General features: G+C 63.7%; 17 protein-coding genes. 7 read left to right on the forward strand and 10 right to left on the reverse strand.

Going from position 1 to position 21,622, the window contains the following annotated elements; genetic code table 11:
* Genes sufD through ACN0YF_RS01200 form a run of 5 tightly spaced genes read left to right on the forward strand, consistent with a single transcriptional unit; the run spans position 1 to position 3,680 of the window.
* The gene (gene sufD, locus ACN0YF_RS01180; RefSeq protein ID WP_417493010.1) at positions 1 to 1,029 is read left to right on the forward strand and encodes a Fe-S cluster assembly protein SufD; all 1,029 of its coding nucleotides are present in this window, start codon (positions 1 to 3) and stop codon (positions 1,027 to 1,029) included.
* Entirely contained in the window at positions 1,026 to 2,270 is a 1,245-nt protein-coding gene (locus ACN0YF_RS01185) for a cysteine desulfurase (RefSeq protein ID WP_417493011.1), read from the forward strand. The genes sufD and ACN0YF_RS01185 overlap by 4 nt, the downstream gene beginning before the upstream one ends.
* A gap of 59 nt (positions 2,271 to 2,329) precedes the next feature.
* The gene (locus ACN0YF_RS01190; protein ID WP_417481620.1) at positions 2,330 to 2,713 is read left to right on the forward strand and encodes an SUF system Fe-S cluster assembly protein; all 384 of its coding nucleotides are present in this window, start codon (positions 2,330 to 2,332) and stop codon (positions 2,711 to 2,713) included.
* A gap of 17 nt (positions 2,714 to 2,730) precedes the next feature.
* The gene (locus tag ACN0YF_RS01195) at positions 2,731 to 3,090 is read left to right on the forward strand and encodes a HesB/IscA family protein (protein ID WP_417481436.1); all 360 of its coding nucleotides are present in this window, start codon (positions 2,731 to 2,733) and stop codon (positions 3,088 to 3,090) included.
* 2 nt (positions 3,091 to 3,092) lie between these two features.
* Positions 3,093 to 3,680: a glutathione S-transferase N-terminal domain-containing protein gene (locus ACN0YF_RS01200; protein ID WP_417493012.1), complete on the forward strand. Its 588-nt coding sequence runs from the start codon at positions 3,093 to 3,095 to the stop codon at positions 3,678 to 3,680.
* Positions 3,681 to 3,742: 62 nt separating this feature from the next.
* On the opposite strand, the gene ACN0YF_RS01205 is transcribed toward ACN0YF_RS01200, so the two are convergent.
* From ACN0YF_RS01205 to ACN0YF_RS01220, 4 genes are all read right to left on the reverse strand, one after another.
* Positions 3,743 to 4,738: a GGDEF domain-containing protein gene (locus ACN0YF_RS01205; protein WP_417481434.1), complete on the reverse strand. Its 996-nt coding sequence runs from the start codon at positions 4,736 to 4,738 to the stop codon at positions 3,743 to 3,745.
* A 215-nt stretch (positions 4,739 to 4,953) separates the two neighbouring features.
* Positions 4,954 to 6,534 carry a DEAD/DEAH box helicase gene (locus tag ACN0YF_RS01210; RefSeq protein ID WP_417493013.1) on the reverse strand — a complete coding sequence of 527 codons (1,581 nt, stop codon included), beginning with the start codon at positions 6,532 to 6,534 and terminating at the stop codon, positions 4,954 to 4,956.
* A gap of 133 nt (positions 6,535 to 6,667) precedes the next feature.
* Positions 6,668 to 7,939 (reverse strand): amidohydrolase family protein, encoded by a 1,272-nt coding sequence (locus tag ACN0YF_RS01215; protein ID WP_417493014.1) that lies wholly within the window; start codon positions 7,937 to 7,939, stop codon positions 6,668 to 6,670.
* Complete coding sequence (locus ACN0YF_RS01220) at positions 7,939 to 9,375, reverse strand: amidohydrolase (protein ID WP_417481431.1); 1,437 nt, start codon at positions 9,373 to 9,375, stop codon at positions 7,939 to 7,941. Before ACN0YF_RS01220 ends, ACN0YF_RS01215 begins: the two co-directional genes overlap by 1 nt.
* A 167-nt stretch (positions 9,376 to 9,542) precedes the next feature.
* On the opposite strand from ACN0YF_RS01220, the gene ACN0YF_RS01225 reads away from it, so the two are divergent.
* A complete protein-coding gene (locus ACN0YF_RS01225) occupies positions 9,543 to 10,658 on the forward strand; it encodes a THUMP domain-containing class I SAM-dependent RNA methyltransferase (protein WP_417493015.1) in 1,116 nt (371 codons plus the stop codon).
* A gap of 211 nt (positions 10,659 to 10,869) precedes the next feature.
* Here the strand turns inward: ACN0YF_RS01225 and ACN0YF_RS01230 are convergent, their stop codons facing one another.
* The 6 genes from ACN0YF_RS01230 to ACN0YF_RS01255 all read right to left on the reverse strand — a co-directional run bounded on the left by ACN0YF_RS01230 (position 10,870) and on the right by ACN0YF_RS01255 (position 19,937).
* Positions 10,870 to 11,502, reverse strand: coding sequence for an SOUL family heme-binding protein (locus tag ACN0YF_RS01230; protein WP_417493016.1), 633 nt, complete (start codon positions 11,500 to 11,502; stop codon positions 10,870 to 10,872).
* A gap of 556 nt (positions 11,503 to 12,058) precedes the next feature.
* On the reverse strand, positions 12,059 to 14,074 hold the full coding sequence (parE, locus tag ACN0YF_RS01235) for a DNA topoisomerase IV subunit B (RefSeq protein WP_417483445.1): 2,016 nt from the start codon (positions 14,072 to 14,074) through the stop codon (positions 12,059 to 12,061).
* 38 nt (positions 14,075 to 14,112) lie between these two features.
* A complete protein-coding gene (locus tag ACN0YF_RS01240) occupies positions 14,113 to 14,715 on the reverse strand; it encodes a hypothetical protein (RefSeq protein ID WP_417493017.1) in 603 nt (200 codons plus the stop codon).
* Between the two features lie 54 nt (positions 14,716 to 14,769).
* Complete coding sequence (locus ACN0YF_RS01245) at positions 14,770 to 17,985, reverse strand: autotransporter outer membrane beta-barrel domain-containing protein (RefSeq protein WP_417493018.1); 3,216 nt, start codon at positions 17,983 to 17,985, stop codon at positions 14,770 to 14,772.
* Positions 17,986 to 18,153: 168 nt separating this feature from the next.
* The gene (glnA, locus tag ACN0YF_RS01250) at positions 18,154 to 19,557 is read right to left on the reverse strand and encodes a type I glutamate--ammonia ligase (RefSeq protein ID WP_417483442.1); all 1,404 of its coding nucleotides are present in this window, start codon (positions 19,555 to 19,557) and stop codon (positions 18,154 to 18,156) included.
* 41 nt (positions 19,558 to 19,598) lie between these two features.
* Positions 19,599 to 19,937: a P-II family nitrogen regulator gene (locus tag ACN0YF_RS01255; RefSeq protein ID WP_417468013.1), complete on the reverse strand. Its 339-nt coding sequence runs from the start codon at positions 19,935 to 19,937 to the stop codon at positions 19,599 to 19,601.
* A 127-nt stretch (positions 19,938 to 20,064) separates the two neighbouring features.
* On the opposite strand from ACN0YF_RS01255, the gene ACN0YF_RS01260 reads away from it, so the two are divergent.
* A complete protein-coding gene (locus ACN0YF_RS01260) occupies positions 20,065 to 21,597 on the forward strand; it encodes an NAD(P)H-hydrate dehydratase (RefSeq protein ID WP_417493019.1) in 1,533 nt (510 codons plus the stop codon).
* The last annotated feature ends 25 nt before the right edge of the window (positions 21,598 to 21,622 follow it).

Here is a 21,622-nt window from a genome sequence, read left to right on the forward strand (position 1 = left end):
ATGGGCGTGATCAAACCTGTCGCGGCTGAAACCGCCCTGATCGACGCTCTCGACGGTGCGACCGGCTGGCTGGCGCAATTGCGCGAAGCCACCCGCACGCAGGGCCTGCCGACGCGCCGCAATGAAATGTGGAAATGGTCGGACCTGCGCCGCGCTGCCGGCGAGATTTCCGGTGCGGGCGCGATCACCCTCAAGGGTGCCGCCAGCGACGTTTTGGAGCCCGCTGACGGCGAAACCGTCGATCTGGGCATCCATGCAAGCGCCGGGGCCAGCGCGGCTGCGCTGAAGCTCACCGTCAAATCCGGCCGCGCCGTGACCCTGGTCGAGCGCTATGGCTGCGATGCCGGCTCGCTCGGCAATATGCATCTCGACATCACGATCGAGGAGGGCGCTCGGCTGGAGCGCATCTGCATCCATGACGAGGCCGATCAGGGCATTCTGATCGCCTCTTCGAAGATCGATCTCGCACAGCACGCCAAGCTCACCCAGATCGCACTCTCCTTCGGTGGCAAGCTGATCCGCAATGAGACCCACGTCATGCATGCCGGCGAGCACAGCGAAGCCAATCTACACGGCGTCTATCTGCTCAATGCGGGGCGCCATTTCGACTACACCACCTCGGTCCACCATACGGGGCCGGGCGGTGTCACCCGCCAGCTGGTGAAGGGCGCTGTTGCGGCCCATGCCCGCGGTGTCTTCCAGGGCAAGTTCAAGGTCGACCGCGCCGCCCAGCTCACCGATGCCAAGATGACCCATCGCGCCCTGATGCTCGATGACCGGGCCGAGATCGATGCCAAGCCCGAGCTGGAAATCTATGCCGACAATGTCCAGTGCGCCCATGGCAATGCCATCGGTACGCTCGACGAGACGGCGCTCTTCTACATGCGCCAGCGCGGCATCCCGCTGGTCCAGGCGCAGGCTTTGCTGATCGAGAGCTACCTCGCCGAACCGCTGGATTTCGTGACCGACGAGGCCCTGCGTGATGAATTGCGGGCACGGCTGCAGCAGCGTTTGAGGTCGATCTCATGACAGCTCAGCCCAAAACCGTGACCGCGCCGCTCAACATCCCGGCGATCCGCAATGAATTCCCGATCCTGCAGCGCGAGATCAACGGGAAGCCGCTGGTCTATCTCGACAATGCGGCCTCTGCCCAGAAGCCGGAATTCGTCATTGAAAGCGTCGCCGGGGTTTACCGGAGCTATTACGCCAATGTGCATCGCGGCCTGCATACCCTGGCCAATGAATCGACCGAGGCGTTTGAGCTGGCGCGCGATGATGTGCGCCGTTTCATCAATGCCGCACGTACCGAAGAGATCGTTTTTACCCGTGGCTCGACCGAGGCGATCAATCTGGTCGCCCACTCTTTCGGCCAAGGCCTGAAGCCTGGCGATGAGATCATCATCAGCCGGATGGAGCATCACTCCAACATCGTGCCTTGGAGAATGTTGGCCGATGCCAAGGGGTTGACCCTGCGCTGGGCGGATGTGACGCCGGCCGGGGAGCTGAGTTATCCACAGTTGGCAGACATGGTTAACGCGAAGACCAAACTGATCGCGATCAGCCATATGTCCAATGTGCTCGGCACCATCAACAATGCCCGGCGCATCATGGAAATCGCCCGCGCGGCCGGCGTGCCCGTCCTGTTCGACGGCTCGCAATCGGCGGTCCATATCCCCGTCGACATGCAGGAACTGGGCTGTGACTTCTTCGTCTTCACCGGCCACAAGCTCTACGGCCCGTCCGGCATTGGCGTGCTTTACGCCAGGGGCGACTGGCTTGAGCGTCTGCCACCCTTCATGGGTGGCGGCGAGATGATTGCCGATGTCTATGAGGACCGGCTGACCTTCGCCGACCCGCCGCACAAGTTCGAGGCCGGCACGCCGCCCATTGCCGATGCGATCGGTCTGGGCGCCGCGATCCGCTGGCTGGAACGCCATGACCGTGCTGCCATCATGGAGCATGAGCGTGCGCTAATGGATCGTGCCGTCACAGGCATGGCCGGGATCGAGGGTGTGCGCATTATCGGCACAGCCCAGGACAAGGGCGCCATCATCAGCTTTGCCATGGAGGGCGCGCATCCCCACGATATCGCGCAAATCCTCGACAAGTATGGCGTCGCCATTCGTGCCGGGCATCATTGCGCCCAGCCGCTGATGCGTCATATGGGCGTCAACGCCACGGCGCGCGCCAGTTTTGCCATCTACAACACACTTGAAGAGGCCGATGCATTTGTCGACGCATTGAAAAAGGCCCGCGAGTTTCTCATCTAGGTATGACCATGACCGATAGCACCACACGAGACGTGATCGATCTTTCCGGATCGCCAGCCATGACAACCGACGCGCCGGCGGCCGCTGCGGAGCCTGTGGCGGATGCACCCAAGCCGGAACCGATACCGGTCGAGGAACTGGCGAAGATCACCGATGAGGTCATCGTCCAGCTCAAGACTGTCTATGATCCGGAAATACCGGTCGATATCTATGAGCTCGGCCTGATCTACAAGGTCGATCTGGAAGATGACCGCACGCTGAAGGTCGTGATGTCGCTTACCGCGCCCGGTTGCCCTGTGGCTGGCGAGATGCCTGGCTGGGTGCAGGAAGCGGTTCAGCGCGTCGAGGGCGTCAACAAGGCCGAGGTCGAGCTGACCTTCGACCCGCCATGGACTCCGGACCGCATGTCTGACGAGGCCCGCCTTTCCCTGAACATGTTTTGACGGACGGAAAACCGATTATGGCAAGACGTGAAAGACCCAAGGCCGTCACCCTGTCCGAAGCGGCAGCGCAGCGGGTCAAATCCATCATGGCCCAGCGTGGCGCGGGCTTTCTGCGCGTTGGCGTCAAGAATGGCGGCTGTGCCGGCATGGAATACGTGATGGACTATGTCGCGGCACCCGAGCCGCTCGACGAGCGTGTCGAGGACAAGGGCGTGGAAATCGTGCTCGAATCCAAGGCTTTGCTCTTCCTGCTCGGCACCGAGCTCGATTACGAGACCACGGCGCTCCACTCCAAATTCGTCTTCCGCAATCCCAACCAGACCGATGCCTGCGGCTGCGGCGAGAGCGTCACCATTGTACCGGTGCGCGAGCACTGAGCATGATGCAGCTGATCTATTCGCCAACCTCGCCCTATGCCCGCAAATGCCGGATCCTGGTGCGGGAACTGGCCCTGCAGCACGTTGTCACCGAGATCGCCGACAATCCGTTCGAGGATTCCGCGACGCTGTTGCAGGCCAATCCGCTCGGACGCGTGCCGTGCCTGGTGCTCGATGACGGTCAGGCCCTGACCGAGAGCGGCCTGATCAGTGCCTGGCTCAATGACCGCGCCGCAACGCCATGGTCCTCCGGATGGGATGACCGCCGTCTTGAGGCGCTCGGCAGCGGACTGCTCGATCTGGCCGTGGCGCGGCGTGTCGAGATGGTGCGCGACGAGGCGATCTACAGCAGCTTCTGGCTCGGCCGGCGTGAGCGCGGAATCCTGCGGACGCTCGACGAGCTGGAGCGCGAATGTGCGACACCTGTTGAGCCGCTCAGCCTTGGCGGTCTGACGATTGCCCTGGCGGTTGATTATCTCGATTTCCGCTTTCCCGAGTGCGAATGGCGCCAGCAAAGGCCGGGGCTGGCGGCGCTGCATGGGGCCTGGGCCGGGCGGGCGAGTTTCGCCGCGACAGCACCGCCGCTCTGACATGAAAACGCCGCCCCGAAAGGAGGCGGCGTTTTCATGTCAAAGGGATCGATGAGCCTGGATCAGGCCGCGTCGCGTCCAAGCTGGCTGGTCGCGCCATCCGTAGTGGTGCGATTGCGGCCTTCTGTCTTGGAGCGATAGAGATGCGTGTCGGCCCGCTCGATCAGCGCCTCGATCGACTCGCTTCCCTGGAAGGTCGCGATCCCCATCGAGATGGTGATATTGCCCAGATCCTCATTGGTGGATTTGCGCAGCAATTTCTTGGATTCGACCGTGCGGCGGATTTTCTCCGCAATTGCGAGGGCCTCTTCCGGCGTTGCGCCTGGCATCACGATGCCGAATTCCTCGCCGCCATAGCGTGCCACAACATGCGATTCCGGAGCATGACGGGTCAGGCAGCCAGCAACGAAGCGGATGATCTGGTCACCGGTCTGGTGACCCCAGGTGTCATTGAAGCGTTTGAAGAAGTCGATATCGCACAGGACCAGGCTCAGGGGCGTGCCCGTGGTATCGGCTTCGCGGCGCGCCTTGCGCAGGCTCTCATCGAAGCGTTTGCGATTGGCAATGCCGGTGAGGGCATCGGTCATCGCTTCTTCACGCACCCGCTCGAGATTGTCGCGCAGCTGGGTGACCTCTTTCGAGGTCGCCTGCAATTTGTTTTCGAGATCATGGCTGCGGCGCTGCATTTTCGCGGTCGCCGAGACAAGCGATTCGACGAGCTTCTTGATGCCCGGATCGCTGACGGCCTCGCCCAGTTGTGATGTCGCACCGGCGAGGGTCTCGCCATAGGCCAGCGTGTCGGCTTCGGCAGCGCGCAGGCTTTCCTGCACATTGCCCAGCTCGCGGCTCATCATGCCGCCACTTTCCAGGATTGCGTCCTGGATGGCACGCCACTGGAAATACTGATCGAACAGATCGGAACTGATCTCGGGTGTGAATGTATCGCCGGCTTCGATATGAGCTCGAACCGACTCACACAGCTCGGGATTGGTGTCGCTGGCGAAACTGATCCAGACGGCGTAATTTTCTGGGGTCGGCGGAACATCAAATTGCTCCATGAGGTCCAGCGCTTTCAGCGCGAACTCTCTGCCGTCCTTACCCAATAAACGTCCGTTCACGAGAGACCCTTCCCTGTCGAGGCCCCGAGTGTCCCTGGGGCCTTTCAAGCAAGCTAGCCGTGAAAGGAAAAGAAGAGGTAAAAATCGCTCATATTGTATGATTAACAGATCGTGCAGGCCGAAAACGGCCCGCCCGATCACCTCATACGCCGGCGTCAGCCCTGGGTCTGCATGAACCCCGGCACGTGTTCGCCAAAGCCGACGACATCACGGTCCTGGCCTTCGCCCTGGCCGCGGCGCGAGCCGGATTTGCGTTCGCCCGAACGGCTGTTGCGGGACGGTGCGGCCTTTGCCGGACGTGTCTCGTGCGGTTCGCCCGGCTTAACGGGGCCTTGCTCCGTGGCTGGTGCGGCATCGGCCTTCGGGGCACTCGCCGCCGGAGCTTCAGCTTTTGCTGCCGGAGCAGGGGGCTTTGCAGGCGTGTCTGCCACGGGAGCCGCTGCGGCTTCCGGCTTGGGCTCGCGGGGCTTGCGGGTCGAGCGACGACCGCGCGGCGTGCGCGGTGCGCTGGTCTCTTCGGCAGCCTCGGGGGCGGCGGCGGGCACTTCGCCCGCAGGCGCAACACTCGCGGCCGGCGCGGCTGCTTCAGCAGCCGGGCTGGCAGGCGCAGCGCCGGGCGCTGGCAGATCGGGGATGTCCTGGCGCGTCAGCTTGAGGATGGCGGCAAGGTTCTTCTCATCGCCCGGGGCAAAGATCGTCACGGCGGTGCCGGTCTTGCCGGCCCGGCCGGTGCGGCCGATGCGGTGGACGTAATCATCGGCATGATGCGGCATGTCATAATTGAAGACATGGCTGACATCGGGAATGTCGAGACCGCGTGCGGCAACGTCACTGGCGACGAGGAAGCGGATGCTGTCATCCTTGAACCCGGCCAGGGTAGCGGTGCGGACCGACTGGTCGAGATCGCCATGGATAGGCGAGGCGGGGATGCCGTATTTGGTCAGCTCGCGGGCCACCATGTCGACATCGCGCTTGCGGTTGCAGAAAATGATGCCGTTCTTGACGCCTTCGCGGGTCATCGCATCACGCAGGGCCGCGCGCTTGGTTTTGGGCTGGGCGTCGTGGACGCGTGCCAGATACTGCTCGATATTGACGCCAGTCGTGGCCGGGCGTCCGACTTCAACCCGGACCGGGTCGTCGAGGAAGCGGTCGATCAGGCTCTTGATCTCGTTCGGCATGGTGGCCGAGAAGAACAGGGTCTGACGACGTGGCGGGGTCAGCGAGAAAATCTTCTCGAGATCCGGGATGAAACCCATGTCGAGCATGCGGTCGGCTTCATCGACGACGAGGATCTGGACGCCGTTGAGCAGCAGTTTGCCGCGACCGAAATGGTCAAGCAGCCGGCCCGGGGTCGCGATCAGCACATCGGCGCCGCGATCGAGAATGGCTTGCTGGGGCCCGAAGGCGACGCCGCCGATCAGCAAGGCCATCGAGAGGCGCTGACCCTTGGCATAGGATTCGAAATTTTCGGCGCACTGGGCGGCGAGTTCGCGGGTTGGTGCGATAATCAGGGAGCGGGGCATGCGGGCCTTGGCCCGGCCGCGCGAAAGCAGTTCGATCAGGGGCAGCACAAAGGCCGCAGTCTTGCCGGTGCCGGTCTGGGCAATGCCCAGCACGTCGCGACCGGTCAATGCTGGCAGGATGGCGCCGGCCTGGATCGGGGTGGGTTCTGTATAGCCCGCCGCGGTGATTGCGGTGAGCAGTTTCGGGCTTAACCCGAGGTCTTCGAACGTCATGGCGTCCTTTTAAATCTGAAGCAGCATCAGGCTGGGAGCAAAAATGACGTGGCCGCGCCGAAACGGCGCGGCCACGAATGCAGAGGCAAAATACGTTTCCTGTGCGTTCTGTCAACGCACAGGCAGAGATTCCTCAACGACGATAGGCGAACGGCGTCTCGTCAGTGATATTCATGTAACGGTCGCGCAGCTGCGTCTGACGGGAGGTCAAAGCGGCTGGCTCGCCATTGATCAGCATCGCCACCGGCGCGCTCATCACTTCCAGCGGATCGCCGTCCCAGACCACCACATCGCCGGTATAACCCGCGGCGAGGGCACCGAAACGGTCCCCGACGCCATAGATTTCCGCCGGTGTCAGCGTGATGGCACGGAAGGCTGCATCCCAGGGCACACCATGCCCGACGGCATTGCCGGCGTGCTGGGTCAGCAGGCGGGCATTGAAATACCCGTCAGCGGACTCGGTGGTGTAGGCGACCGTGACGCCGGCCTGTTGCAGACGCGCTGCGCCTTCAAGCGTCGAGCCGAGGGCGTCGAACGTGCTGGGCAGATTGCGGATCGGATCGATCAGAACCGGCACGCCGGCAGCAGCCAGCTCGTCGGCCACCATCCAGGCTTCGGCACCGCCCTGGATGATCAACTGCATCGGTGCGTGTTCGGCCTTGAAGCGCAAGGCGCGGCGGATATCCGCCGCACGATCGAGATTCATCACCAGCGGAATGCGCCCGCGCACCACCGGCACCAGGGCCGCGGCATCATAGCGGTTGAGGGCATCGCCCTCATGATCACCACTGAACCGGCCCGGATAACCGCGAGCATCGGCGAAGGCCGCGTCGAGATAGGTCCATGCCGCCGAGCGCGAGCCGCCTGCCGTGGCTGCGCCGGACTGGCTCAGATCGGCAAATACGAAACTGCCCTCTTCGAACAGCGAGGTGCTGGAACCGGAGGTGTCGATCAGGCCACCCTGGCCGGCAAAGATATTCCAGCCGGTCGAGGGATAGAGCGCCGCACGAGTGATGCCGCCCATCCGGTTGGACGGGATATGCGTGCCGGCCGGATTGAAGCTGTCGGCAACGTCAAGTGCGACGGAGTAGGGCGATGAGTCGCCGCTGGCGTCATTGGTGGTGTCTTCGAGCGCAACCTCGATCAGGCCCAGCTGGGTGACCGGGGCAAAAATGCCCGGCGTGATCCAGCCGCCATCGGCGTCGATGACAGTGGTGCCGACCGGAATGGTGACATCGCTGCCAACAGCGACGATATCACCGTCGCGGACCAGCACTGTGCCGTCCTCGATAATGCCCGCATCGGTATTGGTGACGACGTGGCCATTGGTGACGGCGTAGGTCTGGGCAAAGCCTGGCGCAGCCAGGACCATGCCGAGCGCAAGTGCGGAAATGAAGCGTTGCATTATTGGTCTCCCTCACCAGGTTGGCCGAGCATGAAGTCGCGGACAGGCTGCATGGCCTCGTCACTGCGGTCATAGGTCAGGGCACCGTCGATCCAGACGCGGTCGGCGCGTGCATAGCTGCTGAACGGATCGGCGGACCACAGCACGATGTCGGCGCGTTTGCCGACTTCGAGTGAGCCGGTCTGGTCGTCAATACCCAGCGCGGTGGCCGGGTTGGAGGTCAGCCAGCGCCAGGCGTCGGCGTCGGAAATATCAATTCCGGCACGGCGGCCATCGGCCAGGGCTTTTGCGACTTCCTGGTTGAGTCGCTGAATGCCCATATCGCTGTCGGAATGGATCATGGCGCAGGCCCCGCCGGCATGAACCATGGGCAGGTTTTCACGGATGGAATCATAGGCTTCCATCTTGAAGCCGCCCCAATCGGCCCAGACGGCGGCACAGGTGCCGTTTTCCGCCAGAAGATCGGGGATCTTGTAGGCTTCCACGGCGTGGTGGAAAGCGGTGACCTGATAGTCGAACTCGTGCGACAGATCGATGATCTGGGCCATCTGGTCGGCGCGATAGCAATGCATCTGGACGAGAATTTCGCCATCGAGCACGCCCATCAGCGTGTCGAGTTCCAGATTGCGGCTTGGCGGCGAGGCATCCTCGCCGGCTTCGGCGCTCTCCCAGTAGTCATTCCAGCTGCGGCGGTATTCCACCGCGCTCTGCCAGGCGGCGCGATAGCCGGCCATATTGCCCATGTCGGTGGCGGGCGACTGGCCACGGCTGCCATAGACGCGCGACGGGTTTTCGCCGCAGGCCATTTTCAGTGTGTAGGGCGCGTCCGGGAATTTCATGTCCTGCACGGTGCGTCCGGGGACATTGCGCAGGGTGATCCCGCGGCCACCAAACAGATTGGCCGAACCGGGCAGAATGTTCAGCGTCGTGACGCCACCGGCGAGGGCGGCTTCAAAACCGACATCCTGTGGCCAGACCGAATGCTCGGCCCAGACCTCGGCGGTCACCGGCGAGGTCATTTCATTGCCGTCATTATGGGCATTCACGCCCGGCGACGGGTAATCGCCCAGGTGGGAGTGGATATCGATGATGCCCGGCGTGACATAGCGACCGGCCGCGTCGATCACGGTGGCGCCTTCGGGGGCTTCCAGACCGGTTCCAACCGCGGTGATGCGGCCATTCTCGACCAGCACATCGCCATTCTCGATCCGGCCGCCAATGCCGTCGAACACGGTAGCATGCTGGATCAAGGTGACGCCGCTCTCGCGGGGCACATAGGTTGAGGGATAAGGGTCGAGGCTGTAGCGGACGACATCGCCGCTCTCGCTGCTCGCGGAAGCTGCAGCGTCGCCGGTGGTTCCGGTCTCGCCACTGCAGGCCGCCAGGGCAAAGACAGCGGCAAGCGCCGTCGCTGGCATCCAGGCTTTCAGTTTCATCGTGATGGATTCCCCAATAGCACCCGTTGAATCACATGCCGGGCAAAGTCACAGGAATAGAACGCGTTTGTCCGCCTTGCGTCAAATTAACGATCTGGTCATGTGACGATCCGCCCCGACAGCACAGCGCCGTCGATCCGCCGCGAAATCTCCGCTAAGCCAGCCCGATGACCACGACACCGCAATTCGACATTTTCCTCGTCACTGCTCCCGGCCTAGAGGCCATGCTGTGCGCCGAGCTGGTGGAGAAGGGCTTTGCCGGCCCGGTCGCCGAATCCGGCGGCGTCACCATCAAGGGCGGCTGGCCGGACGTCTGGCGCGCCAATCTGGAAATCCGCGGCGCCAGCCGCGTGCTCGCCCGTATCGGTGCCTTCCATGCCGTGCACCTGTCCCAGCTCGACAAGCTGGCGCGCCGCTTCCCTTGGGGCGAAATTCTGCGCCCCGATGTGCCGGTGCGCGTCGATGCCACATCGAAACGCTCGAAAATCTATCATGCCGGTGCTGCCACCCAGCGCATCGAGACCGCGATCCGCGAGGAGCTCGGCGCGCCGATCGCCAGCGATGCCGCCGTGCAGGTGAGAGCGCGGCTGGAGGATAATCTGTGCACACTCAGCATCGATACCTCCGGCGAGCTGCTGCACAAGCGCGGCTATAAACAGGCCGTCGCCAAGGCGCCGATGCGCGAGACCCTGGCCGCGCTCTTCCTGCGCCAGTGCGGCTATGACGGCACCGGGCCCGTGCTCGACCCGATGTGTGGCTCGGGCACTTTCGTCATCGAAGCCGCCGAAATCGCCGCCGGCCTGGCACCCGGTCGTGCCCGCGAATTCGCCTTCGAGCAATTGGTGGGTTTTGACAGGGAAGCCTGGGAAGTGATGCGAGCCCCTCGCGCTCCGCGCGAGACCGATCTGCGCTTTTATGGCTCCGATCGCGATGCCGGCGCTATCCGCGTTGCCCGCGAGAACGCCGAGCGTGCCGGCGTGGCGCATCTGACCCGGTTCCAGCAATGCCCCGTCTCCGAGCTGGAAGCGCCGGACTGCCAGCCCGGCCTTGTGATGATCAACCCGCCCTATGGCACCCGCATCGGCAACAAGACCGCCCTCCAGGGGCTCTATCGCGGCCTCGGCAAGACGCTGATGACCCGCTTTGCCGGCTGGCGGGTCGGGCTCGTCACCACGGAGGTCTCACTCGCCAAGGCCACGCGCCTGCCGTTCGGCGCGCCGGGGCCCTATATCGATCATGGCGGGTTGAAGGTGCGGTTGTTTGCGACCGGGGTGTTGGGGTAGGGGGCGATCCAACCGTCCCGTGTTTTCTCCAAATAACAACGCGTTGTCATCCCGGACGGATGCCCCGCGCAGGCGGGGCGCAGATCCGGGACCTACCCGTGCGCCATCTGGACAGGCGGGTCGGTCCCGGCTCTGCGCCCGGACCAGGTCCGGGCATCCGGCCGGGATGACAAGTTATTGGTTTTTAGGGGTTTAGGAAGCAGGCTCCGCTCTAGCGTGCGACCTCCAGCATGACCTCATTGCGGCGGAAGAAGGTCGGGATCCAGGGCGGGTCGTAGCGGGCATAGACCGGCTCGCCGATCACTTCATAGCCCTGCGCCGACAGCCAGGCGCGCAACTCCGCCGTCTTGTCCGCGAAGCGGGCATCATTGGGTCCGCCGCTGAAGCGGATCGCCGCCATGCGCCGGGCCGGGCGTTCGGTCAGGGTCACATTCGGGTCTTCGGGGACGGGCAGGGTTTCCATCGTCCATTCCGGTGGCATCACGAAGGCGACGCGCCAGCTGCCGTTTCCCGCCATGGACTGGGTCACGGGGGTGGTCATGGCGATGTTTTCCGATTGCGTCTGGATCACCGGGGCGGTCATCGCGATCTCGTCACTGCCGCCGGCGCGGGCCTGGTTGCCGCCGAAGATATAGCCAGCCAGCGGCCGGAAACCGGCATTGCCGGCATCGCCCATATCACCACTCACCTCAACCTCGGCCAGGATCATCGCGGCATAGTCGCGGACCTGGATCGCGCTGTCCTCGGCCACCACAGTGTGCGGTGGCTCATCGGCGGCATGAGCCGTGGCGGGCAGGGCCAGCAGGGTCAGGGCGAGGGCGGCGGTCTTCAGTATCGGGGACATGGCGAATTCCTTTGTTTTGAAGGTATACGCCGGTGAAGCGGGGGCGGATCAGTGAGCGTTGCGGCGTTGTCGTTCAGCTATCCCCGGCCTTCGCCAACCAACCCACGTCATCCTGGCGCAAGTCAGGACCCAGACGTGACAAGCGCGGAGCCCGGTCTATCGAGGTCCCGACTTTCGTCGGGATGACGCATTTTTGTTGATGTTATCCCCACCCCCTGAACCCTGGCGCATAATCGCCTCGTTCCGGTCGCACGGGAGGCGTGAGCTCAGTCACTTGCGGCGATCGGGAGCGTGGAGCCCATCCGCACGGAGGCGTGACAGCCCGAGTTCCGGTGGGGCCATGATCGGGGAAGTGAGGCATTAGGGCTCGACCAATCTTCCACGGTCATTTCGAGGCAGGGCCCGCGAGGGACCTGAGTAAATCTCCACGTGTGGGACGTCCCGGATGCCCCAAAACTTACTCAAAAACCGGCATTCGCCGGCGTCCCACACACCTCCCAAACCGGGAGGCCCCAGCAAACCTCCAGCGGCAGGCCGCGTGGAGATTTTCGTGTGCCTAAATATCGAGCGTGCTGATTTCGGGTGCGTGTTCCTGGATATAGGCGAAGCGGAGTTCCGGCTTCTTGCCCATCAGGGTTTCCACCAGCGCCTCGACCGTCGGGATGCCGCCCTCGGGGATGATGACACGGGCCAAGGTGCGCACGCCGGGGTCCATGGTGGTGGTCTTGAGCTGCGCCGGGGTCATTTCGCCGAGACCCTTGAAGCGGCCGATATCCACCTTGCCCGAGCCCTTGAACTCGTCGCGCAACAACTGGTCGCGATGGACCTCGTCGCGGGCATAGAGCGTGTGGCTGCCCTGGGTCAGGCGGAAGAGCGGCGGCTGGGCCAGATAGAGGCGGCCGGCATGGATCAGTTCAGGCATCGAGGTGAAGAAGAAGGTGATCAGCAGGGCGGCAATATGGGCGCCGTCGACATCGGCATCGGTCATGATGACGACGCGCTGATAACGCAGATCCTCGAGCTTGAACTTGGAACCCGTCTGGCAACCGAGTGCCAGTTGCAGATCGCTGATCTCCTGATTGGCCGAGACCTTGTCGCTGGCCGAGGAGACGACATTGATGATCTTGCCGCGCAGGGGAAGGATGGCTTGCGTCTTGCGATTGCGCGCCTGTTTGGCCGAACCGCCGGCGGAATCACCCTCGACCAGGAAGAGTTCGGTGCCATCGGCATCGGCGCGGGAGCAATCGGCGAGCTTGCCGGGCAGGCGCAGGCGGCGCGAGGCGGACTGGCGTTTGACGGTCTTTTCCTTGCGGCGGCGCAGCCGGTCCTCGGCGCGCTCGATCGCCCATTCCACCAGCTTGGTGGCTTCCTTCGGGGATCCGGCGAGCCAGTGATCGAACTGGTCGCGCACGGCGGCCTCGACCAGTTTGGCCGCTTCCGGCGAGGCGAGGCGTTCCTTGGTCTGGCCCTGGAATTCCGGTTCGCCGATAAACACCGAGACCAGCGAACCGCCGCCGCCCATCACATCATCGGGGGTGATGAGGGCCGCCTTCTTGGCGTGGCTGTGATCGGCATAGGCGCGCAGCCCCTTGGTGATCGCGGCGCGGAAACCCTGTTCATGCGTGCCGCCCTGCGGGGTCGGCACGGTGTTGCAATAGGTCTGGCAGAAACCGTCGGCCTCGCTGCCGAAACCATTGCTCGACCAGGCCATGGCCCACTCGACGCCGCCGCCATCACCGGGGCGCTCGACCTTGCCGGTGAAGGCTTCGGTGGTGACGAGGGCGGACTTGCCGGTCATCTCGGCGAGCCGGTCGGCGAGGCCGCCCGGGAAGCACAGAATGGTCTCGGCCGGGATGTCGGTGCCTTCGACCATCGATTCCGGGCAACGCCACAGGATCTTGACGCCGCGGCGCAGGAAGGCTTTCGAGCGCGCCATCGCATAGATGCGCGCCGGGCTGACCTTCATCTTGTCGCCGAATATCTCGGTATCCGGCAGAAAGCGGATCTTGGTGCCGCGCCGATTGGCCGTGGCGCCGACGCGCACGATCGGGCCCTGCGGCAGGCCGCGCGAATAGCTCTGGGACCAGAGGACCTTTTCCCGCGCCACTTCGACCTCGAGCACCGAGGAGAGCGCGTTGACGACCGAGATGCCGACGCCGTGCAGCCCGCCGGAGGTCTTGTAGGCCTTGTCGGAGAACTTGCCGCCGGCATGCAGGATGGTCAGAACGACTTCCAGCGCCGACTTGTCGGGGAATTTCGGGTGCGGGTCGACCGGGATGCCGCGGCCATTGTCGGTGACGGTGATATAGCCGTCCTCGTCGAGGGAGACCTCGATCCGGTCGGCCCAGCCGGCCACGGCCTCGTCCATGGAGTTGTCGAGGATTTCGGCAAAGAGATGGTGATAGGCGCGCTCATCGGTGCCGCCGATATACATGCCGGGACGGCGGCGCACGGCCTCGAGCCCTTCGAGTACCTCGATCTGGGCAGCGGAATAGCCCGCCGGCGGCGTCGCATCAGGGATGGGCGCGGGCGAGGACGAGAACAGGTCGGATTGCGAGCTTGGTGATGACATCGCTCCAGCATGCCCGAGTCGGAGCCGCTAGGGGAGATTCAAAACAGCCAAAAGCGGTGGGAAAGCCGGCGTTCACAGCCATCGATCTGCGTTTCATAGCGCTGTGCATCGCGGGCCACATCGGCGGCGACATTCACCAGCCAGCGCTTGGAGCGGTAGGTGCCGCGGTTAAAGCCGCCATGGCCCTCATGATAGGCGAGATAGAGATCGCGGGCATTGTCCGACGAGATGCCCGACAATTCACGGCTCTTGGACGCATACCAGCCGACGAAGTCGACCGCGTCACCGAAGTTGTTGCGATTGGCGCCGCCGCGGCCTGTGTCCTCGCGATACCAGTCCCAGGTGCCGTCCAGCGCCTGGGCATAGCCATAGGCGCTCGAGGGTCGGCGCCCCGGAATGATGCCGAACAGGCGATTGCGCGCCGGGCGGGCATGGGCGTTGAAGCTGGATTCGCGCTTGAGGATGGCGAGCTGGACGCCGGGCGGTACGCCCCAGCGGCGCTCGGTGCGCTGGATGGCGCGCCACCAGGAGCGATTATCCTCGAGGATCAGGCAGACATCAGCGGTCTGCGACGGCGTTGGCGTCGTGCAGGCGGCAAGGCTGACCAGGGTCAGGCACAGGAGAAGACCAACGCGTTTCATGCCGCGCAGTCTGGCCTGACAGGGTTAATCGAGTCTTGCCGGTCTAGCCTGCGGCTAGAACACCATCCGCATCACGATACGTGCCGTGTGACGGATGAAGTCCTCACGCAGATCGGCATCGTAATCGAAGGAGAAGACCGAATAGCCCGAGCCTGCCGCGATGCCGAAGCCGAAGATGAAGCCTGTACCCGGCATCTGCTGCGAACGCAGGGTGAAGGTATCGTCATAGCCGACGAATTGGGCTTCGGTCTCGGTCTCGCCATTGCTGAACTCATTGCGGAAACCGGCTTCGATATGAGGCGACCACCAGCTGTCGGCACCGGCATAGCGGGCGCCGAAGGTCAGCAGGGCGGTGCTGGAGAAGCTGCTGGAGTCCCGCGCATCGACATAAAGATCGACGCCGGAGCCGCCACCGGTTTCGGTGTAGGAGCCTTCATACAGGCCGAGATAATCGATCGAGGCGGAGGGACGGAAATAGTAGTTCCCGGCCGTGAAGTCGCGGCCGATGCGGGCCGAGCCGGCGATGTGATAGCCGCTCCAGCTCGCCGTCGGCGAAACGTCGTAGCTGCCGATCAGGACGCGGCGATTGTGCTCGAAACTGTCATAGCCGGCGGCGCCGTAGAAATCGACGGTGACTTCGCCGAATTGCGAACCGGCATAGACACCCAGCTGGCCCGAGACGGCGGACATCGGATCGTCAAAGCCCTCGACTTCGGAAATCTCGCTGGCCGAGCCGACGAAATTGATGCCGGCGGCGTAGAAGGGACCGAAGGGCTGGTCGAAACCGACCGCAAGGCCGAGGCCGTGGCCGCGATAGCCGGGGCCGAAGGAGGTGCCGGCACGATCAGCATAATAGCCGAATTCCTGCACCCACAGACCGCCGGTATTCTCCGGGCTCCGCCGCACGGCATCGAGCCGGTTGGCGAGGGCGCCGACAGCGCTGTCATTGGTCGCGAGGGCAAACTGGATCGCGCTCGAGGCATATTCCGGCAGAAGCTGGTCATAGGCCTGGAAGAACTCGCCCTCGGTCGTCAGCGAGGCGATCGCGGCACCGAGTTCGGCATTGCCCTGCCAGCCGGCATAGCTGGCCTCATAGGCGCTGGCCTGGTTGGCATTCATGCCGAGCTGTTCGGCCGTCCGCCGCTGCAGCGTCAGGGTCAGGGCATTGGAGTTGTTCGGATCGAAATTCAGCGCGGCCTCGTAGAGATAAGGCGCGGTTGTATCCTGCAGCAGGTCCAGTGCTTCCTCGATCACCAGGCTGTCGGCCGTGAGCACGACATAGGTGGCCCCTTCGCCGATCAGATTGGTCAGGGCCGAGGAAATGCGCGAACCGGCTTCGAAGGTGACTTCGCCGGTGGCGTTGATGGCGGCTGCGATATTGGTTTCGTGGTCGACCTGGAAGCGCAGGACCGAACCATCGCCGAAGCGGGCTTCGCGGATCGTGGTGTCGGTCGTCGCCGACAGCGTGAGCTGGCCATTGTCGACGCTGATCGCCAGATCGCCATCGGAATCGCTCAAGGCGCCGGAAACGATCGCGTCGCCATTGATGACGAGATTGTCGGCGCCTGCGCCAAAGCTGATTGCGCCGGTGACCGAGCCGGTTTCGACCAGAAGCGTGTCATCGCCGCTGCCAAACAGGATATCGCCGATGATCGTGACCACGGCGTCTTCGCCGGCATCGGCGGAGAGGTACTGGTGTACGAGGGTGTTGGCCGTGCCCATCCCCAGATCGATCGCGACGGACTCGTAAGGCACGGCTGTAACGCCATCCTCCGGCTCGCCATAGATGGCGCGGATGGTCCCGGTATTCGCGACCGAGGTCAGCGTGCCCGAGAGATCGCGCACAGCGATGACGCTGCCGCCACCGGTGCTGATCGAGGCCAGATCGCCATGATTGATCAGGGATGGCATATAGCCGCCGGCCTCGATGACGAGCGCACGCGCGGTGCCGCCGATACCGACCGAGGTCGCCCGCAGAGCGCCGGAATTGTTGAGCACGGGGATGATCGCGCCTTCGCCGATGGCGAAGGTGGTGCCGACCGCGGGCTTGTCGGACGAGCCATAGGTCGTGGTGGCGATAGAGCCCAGATTGAGCATGCCTTCGGACAGGGTCGTTGTGAAACCGCCGGTGCCGTCGATGCGCAGGCCGGTCGTGTCGACGCCGTCGAGATCGCCGGTCGAGCCGATGCCGCCGCGATTGACGAAGCTGTAGCCGAGCAATTGCTGGGGCTCGCTCTCATCGACATCCGTGGTGTCCGGATCATCGGGAATGGCAGGAATGACGACTTCGCCCAGCACGATATCATGGGTATTCGCCACGATATGCATGGCTGGCGCGCTGCCGCGGCTCGATACGGTGGCAGCGGTGACGGTGGATTCGTTCACCGCGGTGTCTTCATTGTCGGCAATCGGGCCATTGACCAGCAGGCCCTGGGCGACATTGCCACTGATGACAATTGCCGAGCCGGAAATATTGTCATCTTCCGGATCGAGCGTGAGATCGAATTCCTCGATGAGGTCATCGGTCAGTACGCCGGAAAAACGGTATCCATTCGAGGACACGGCACCGCTGACCAGAAGGCGGCCACCGATATCGCCATTCAGGCTGACGCCGATCGAATCCTCGCCCGTCGCCGTGACCGAGCCGCCGATAACCACATCGCCGGAGATGTCGTCCTGGACGTCAATCCCCACCGAGTCGTCGCCGATAATGGTCAGGGCGCCGGTATTCGAGAAATTGCCGTCAAGATTGGTCAGGATCCGGATGCCGGCAGAATCATTGCCGCGCACGACGATCGAACTGGACGAGGTGAACAGGATGTCGCCGGTGAAGACTGCGGCGCCATCGACGAGAACCGCAACGCGGCTGCCACCGGTCGCAGTGTCACCGTCAAGATCGCCATCACCATCTTCATCGGTCGGCAGGGTCTCGGACAGGACCTGGATCGAGCCGGAATTGGTAAAGGAGCCTGTATTGCCGCCGAGGACATGGACACCAACGCCGCCATCGTTATCGGTCGTGACCGTGATATTGCCGTTATTGGTGACGGAATTGTCGCTGTCGAGGGTGAGAGCCGGGTCGGTGACGGTGGTCAGCGTGACGCGGCCCGTGCTGGAAATCACCACATTGTCGGCTACTCCGCCATCGCCCGCCGTAGAGGTGGCGATCGGGTCGGTGACCGTTGTGGTGACTTCGCGATCCGCGAAGGCGGCAGGGGCTGCAACACTCAGCGTTACAAGGGCGCTGGCGAACATAAAACGGCGACGCATACCGACTCCTGATGATCATGGCCGAAAACGGTTCGGCAAACTCAACGCGATTTGTAGCGAATGGAACACGGCTCGTCGACCGTATTGAACGTGTAAACTCATACAGACACGGCCGGGATTGCTCCCGGCCGTGCCTTCAGTCCGTATGCTGGGAGCCGGAACGCCCGGTCAGCACGAATAATACATGTCGAATTCAACCGGGTGTGGATGCATTTCGAAACGCAGCACTTCTTCCAGTTTCAGATCGATATAGGCGTCAATCTGGTCGTCATCCATCACGCCGCCCTTCTTGAGGAAGTCGCGGTCGGCATCGAGCGATTCGAGTGCTTCACGCAGGGAACGGCAGACGGTCGGGATGCCCTGGAGTTCCTGCGGTGGCAGGTCGTAGAGATCCTTGTCCATCGGATCGCCGGGGTGAATCCGGTTCTCGATGCCGTCCAGGCCTGCCATCAGCAGGGCTGCGAAGGTGAGGTAGGGATTGCCGGCGGGATCGGGGAAGCGGGTTTCCAGACGCTTGGCCTTCGGCGAGTTGACCCATGGGATGCGGATCGATGCGGAGCGGTTGCGGGCCGAATAGGCCAGCAGGACCGGGGCTTCGAAACCTGGAACCAGGCGTTTGTAGCTATTCGTCGAGGCATTGGCGAAAGCATTGATGGCCCGGGCATGCTTGATGATGCCGCCGATATAGTGGAGGCAGGTTTCCGACAGGTCGGCATATTGATCGCCGGCGAAGACGGGATTGCCATTCTTCCAGATCGACTGGTGCACATGCATGCCGGTGCCGTTGTCGTTCCACATCGGCTTGGGCATGAAGGTCGCGGTCTTGCCATAGGCATGGGCGACCATTTTGACCGTGTACTTATACATCTGCATGCGGTCGGCCATGGTGGTCAGCGTGTCGAACTTCATGCCGAGTTCGTGCTGGGCCGGGGCCACCTCGTGGTGGTGTTTCTCGGGTTTCAGGCCGAGGTCTTCCATCACCGACAGCATTTCGGAGCGCATGTCCTGGCCGCTATCGACAGGATTGACCGGGAAGTAGCCGCCCTTGGGGCCCGGACGGTGACCCATATTGCCGCCTTCATACTGGCGACCGGTATTCTGGGGCATTTCCTCGCTGTCGATGGAATAGCTCGTCTCGCCCTGGCTGGTATTGTAGCGGACATCGTCGAACACGAAGAACTCCGCTTCCGGCCCGAGATAGGCGGTGTCGCCAATGCCGGTAGAGGTGAGGAAGGCTTCGGCCTTTTTCGCGGTGGTGCGCGGGTCGCGGTTGTAGGCCTCGCCGGTGCCGGGCTCGAGAATGTCGCACAGCAGGATCATGGTCGGCTGCTGATAGAAGGGGTCCATGAACATGGCGTCCGTATCGGGCTTGAGCACCATGTCGGACTCATTGATCGCCTTCCAGCCGGCGATCGAGGAGCCGTCAAACATCACGCCGTCTTCGAAGAAGTCTTCGTTCACTTCGGAACGGTCGAAGGTGACGTGCTGCAGCTGGCCGCGCGGATCGGTGAAGCGCAGGTCGACATACTTGATGTCTTCATCATGCAGTTTCTTGAGAATTTTGTTGGACATGGGCCAGACTCCGAATTTGCTGGGCGGCAGAGATGGATGGGTTAAAGCGCGTCGAGGCCGGTTTCGCCGGTTCTGATGCGGATGACGCGTTCGATCGGGCTGACGAAGATCTTGCCGTCGCCGATCCGGCCGGTCTGGGCCGCGGTCTGGATGGCTTCAATGGCGGCCTCGACCCGGTCGGCCGGCAGAACCAGCTCGATCTTGATCTTCGGCAGGAAGTCGACGACGTATTCGGCGCCGCGATAGAGTTCGGTGTGACCCTTCTGGCGACCAAACCCCTTCGCCTCGATGACAGTCAGGCCCTGCACACCGATTTCCTGCAGGGCTTCCTTCACGTCATCCAGCTTGAACGGTTTGATGATGGCTTCGATTTTCTTCATGGCCGACTCCGAAATCCTGATTTGAGGCTAGTGATGCACTGCGAGCTTACAACCGCCAAATGATCCGCGATAATGTTCCCGCTCACAAATGCCTCACAATCGGGCAGTTGTGCCGCACAATGGAGCGATGATGCCTCTCGATGTGCTCAAGACCGCTGATTGCGGCGCGTGCGACCGCCATGCCGCCGCCATTGGTGTGCCCGGTACTGTGTTGATGGAGGCCGCCGGACAGGCGGTCGCGCGGGCGATTGCTGCCCGCTGGGCGCCGCGCCAGACCCTGATTCTTTGCGGCCCGGGCAATAATGGCGGCGATGGTTTCGTCTGCGGCCGCATCCTGCGCCAGGCAGGCTGGCCGGTGCGGATCGCGCTGCTGGGTCATCCGGAGCAGCTGCGCGGCGATGCCGCGCGGGCCTTCGCGCTTTGGGACGGCGCGGTCGAGGCGTTGACGGCCGATTCGGCTGGCGATGCCCGCCTGATCATTGATGCCCTGTTCGGCGCCGGCCTGACCCGGCCGCTTGACGGTGTCGCCGCCGCCCTGGTGACGCGGCTGGCCGGCAGCGGCCTGCCGGTGGTCGCCGTCGATCTGCCCAGCGGGATACAGGGCGACCGGCCCGATTGTGACGGCGTCAGCCTGCGCGCCGATCTCACAGTGAGCTTTCATTGCCGCAAGCCCGCCCACTGCCTGGAGCCTTCGGCCTCACGGTGCGGTGAGGTGGTGATCGCCGATATCGGCATTCCCGACAGCTGGCGTGACAGCGTGACCCCGGTAGCCCGGGTCAATGAACCGGCCCTGTGGCGCGAGGCGCTGCGTATGCCGGATGCGGGAACGCACAAGCATCAACGTGGGCGTCTGGTGGTCTTCTCCGGTGGCGCCAGCTCAACCGGCGCGGCGCGGATGTCGGCTCTGGCCGGCTTGCGCAGCGGTGCCGGCCTTGTGACCCTTGCCAGTCCTGCCTCGGCGCTGCTGGTGAATGCCTCGGCGCTGACGGCGGTGATGCTCAAGCGCTGGGATGCCGACGCCGGCACCGGTGAATTGCTCTCCGGCCTGCGGGCGACGGCGGCGGTGATCGGGCCCGCGGCCGGGGTTGGCGAAGCCACCCGGCGGGCGGTGCTTGAGGCCCTGGCCCAGCCGGCGCCAATGGTGCTCGACGCCGACGCCCTGACCAGTTTTGAAGCGGATCCGCAAACCTTGCTGACGCAGCTGCGGCCGCAGGATGTCATCACACCGCACGCCGGGGAGTTTGAGCGCATTTTCCCCGGCCTTCTGGGCCGATCCGCCAACCATATCGAGGCGGCGGCCGAGGCGGCGCGGCTGGCGGGCTGTGTGGTTCTGCTCAAGGGGGCTGACACGGTCATAGCGGCGCAAGGGCAGGTGACGGTGGTCAATCGCCACGCCTGTCCCGCCCTGGCGACCGCGGGCAGCGGCGATGTCCTGGCCGGAATAATCGGTGGCCTGCTGGCGCAATCACTCCCCGCTTTCCAGGCGGCCTGTGCGGGCGCCTGGTTGCATGGCGATGCCGGCCGGCGGCTCGGTGCCGGCCTGATTGCCGAGGACCTGGCCGGCATGATGCCGCAGGTGTTGCAGGCGCAGGCAGCAGAGCTGGCCCGGGAGCGGGCACTCGCCCGGCTACTGCAGGCGGGGCCTTCGCCCGGCCGATAATACAGATCGCGGGCTTGGCGCGCGG

Origin of the sequence: Maricaulis sp. (assembly GCF_048270265.1) — a bacterium.
GTDB lineage: Bacteria > Pseudomonadota > Alphaproteobacteria > Caulobacterales > Maricaulaceae > Maricaulis.